Source organism: Pedobacter caeni (assembly GCF_900129215.1).
GTDB classification, from domain to species: domain Bacteria; phylum Bacteroidota; class Bacteroidia; order Sphingobacteriales; family Sphingobacteriaceae; genus Pedobacter; species Pedobacter caeni.
In genome coordinates, this window is record NZ_FQUQ01000019.1 from 1 (window position 1) to 2,278 (window position 2,278).

Here is a 2,278-nt window from a genome sequence, read left to right on the forward strand (position 1 = left end):
GATCAGTTGCCAGCGGGTATCATCAATGCAAACTGGAGCACCAATGCAACCGGAACTGCATCAGTGGTTTCCGGAGGTACAGGTAGCGGACTTGCATTGAGCTTAAGGGCGAATGTTCCTGCTGGTGCAGGCAATGTGATTCTGGTAACGGTAACCGGTAAAGTAGATCCGTCATTTACAGGAACACAACTGGTGAATACCTTTGAGGTGACCCCTTCGGAACCTGGTAATCCAAAAGTAACCTCTAATACCACAACTACTTTAATCAGTAAAAAAGCAGACCTTCAGATTCAGAAAACAGGACCTTCAACAGTGGTTGCAGGCCGTGCAATAAACTATACCATTACGGTAAATAATGCAGGACCTTCGAATGCCACTAACCTGAGCATTTCGGATGTGGTTCCTTCGGATATCGTGGTGAGTAACTGGGTTGCAACTGCTCAGAATGGAGCTGCTGTAAATGGGACTTCTTCAGGAACAACCAATACGATTGCTGTTCTGGCTGCGATCCCTTCAGGAGCGGGTACCGTAACCATCAATGTGACGGGAATAGTAGCTGCTGATTATACAGGTACATCACTGGTCAACACAGCTACTGCTACTCCGGAAGCAGGGATCACAGATCCTACACCGGCCACAAGTACGGTAACGACTACTGTTAGCCGTGTAGCCAATGTAAGAATCATCAAATCAGGTCCTGCGGATATCATTGCGGGCGCACCGATTACTTATAACCTCAGAATTGTTAATGATGGGCCGAGTGATGCTCCGGGGGTGGTCATCGCAGATGCACTTAATGCAATGATTACAAATGCAAGCTGGACAGCTACCGCTCTCAATGGGGCAACCATAAGTTCGGCAAACGGAACAGGTAATGTAAACCTTACCGCAAACATACCGGCCGGTACAGGAGAGGTGAACGTGGTCATTACGGGAACTGTTGATCCTGCAGCTACGCCAGGTACATTTACGAATACCGCAACGGCGAATTTCCCTCCAGGCAGCTTGATTACCGATCCTGATCTTAGTTCTAATACCAGTACAGTACCAACGAAAATAATTCTGCAAACGGATTTGTTTGTTTCAAAAAGCGGACCTGCTACCATTGATATCGGAGATAGAATAGATTATACTATAGAAATTAAAAATAATGGACTTAGTAATATCACCAATGCTACAATTGAGGATATTGTTCCGAACTCTGTAACGGTAAGTAGCTGGACCGTAACACCTTCAAATGGGGCGACAGTTGCCGGTTCTACCAATGCGTTAAGTGGTACAGGAAATTCGATTGTCACTACCGGAGATATGCCGGCTACCGTAGCTGGTAATATGCCTGCGCTAATTTTTATCAGAATTCAGGGAATAGTAAATACCAGTGCCCAGGCAACTTTTACCAATACTGTAAGGGTAACTGCAAACGGTGTTGGCGAAAGTTCTGTAACGACTGCAGTAAATCAGTCTACCGATGTGTATGTAGAAAAAAGCGGTCCACAAACGGCTATTGCCGGATCAGCTATTACCTACCAATTGAAAATAGGTAATAACGGCCCAATTGATATTACCGGTTTAACCATTACAGATAACATCCCTGCAGATATCAAAAATGTCACCTGGAGCAGCACTTTATTTGGTAGTGCCACATTAACCGGAGCAGCAAATGGAACGACCAATGCCATTGCCACTACTGCAAACATTGCAGCAGGTGCAGGCAATTATATCCTGATCAATGTTCAGGGGACAATAGATGCAGCAACCGCGGGTAAAAACATTACCAATACAGCTAACATTACCTTACCTGCTGGTAAGACCGATTTTAACATGTCGAACAACAGCAGTTCAGTGATTACAGCGGTTAGTTCGAAATCAGGTTTGTCTGTTCGTAAGATGGGACCTTCTGATGCCGTATCAGGTGCTGAAATCACCTACACAGTGATTGTGGCCAATGCCGGACCAAGTAATGCCGTTCAGGCGGTCATCACTGATGTGGTGCCATCAAATGTTAAAAATGTTAGCTGGACTTCTGCACAAACCGGAGCAGCAAACATCACTGCCGGTGGAACAGGAACCAATAGTAACAATGTCAGCCTTACCGCTGATATCCCTGCAGGTGCAGGTAATGAGGTGACCATCACGATTAAAGGAACGATTGATCCTGGATATGTGGGACAATTGATCAATAATTCGGTAGCTACTCCTTCAGAAAGTGGTAACCCTCCGGTAACTTCAGAGAATGTAACCACCAACGTGACCAATAAATCCGGACTGACGATTACCA

Annotated in this window: 1 protein-coding gene; it reads left to right on the forward strand. The window is 45.5% G+C overall.

Annotation, left to right across the window (positions count from 1 at the left end; all coding sequences use genetic code 11):
• On the forward strand, nucleotides 1–2,278 hold a 2,278-nt coding region (locus BUC20_RS33490), incomplete at both ends, for a beta strand repeat-containing protein (RefSeq protein ID WP_143166994.1).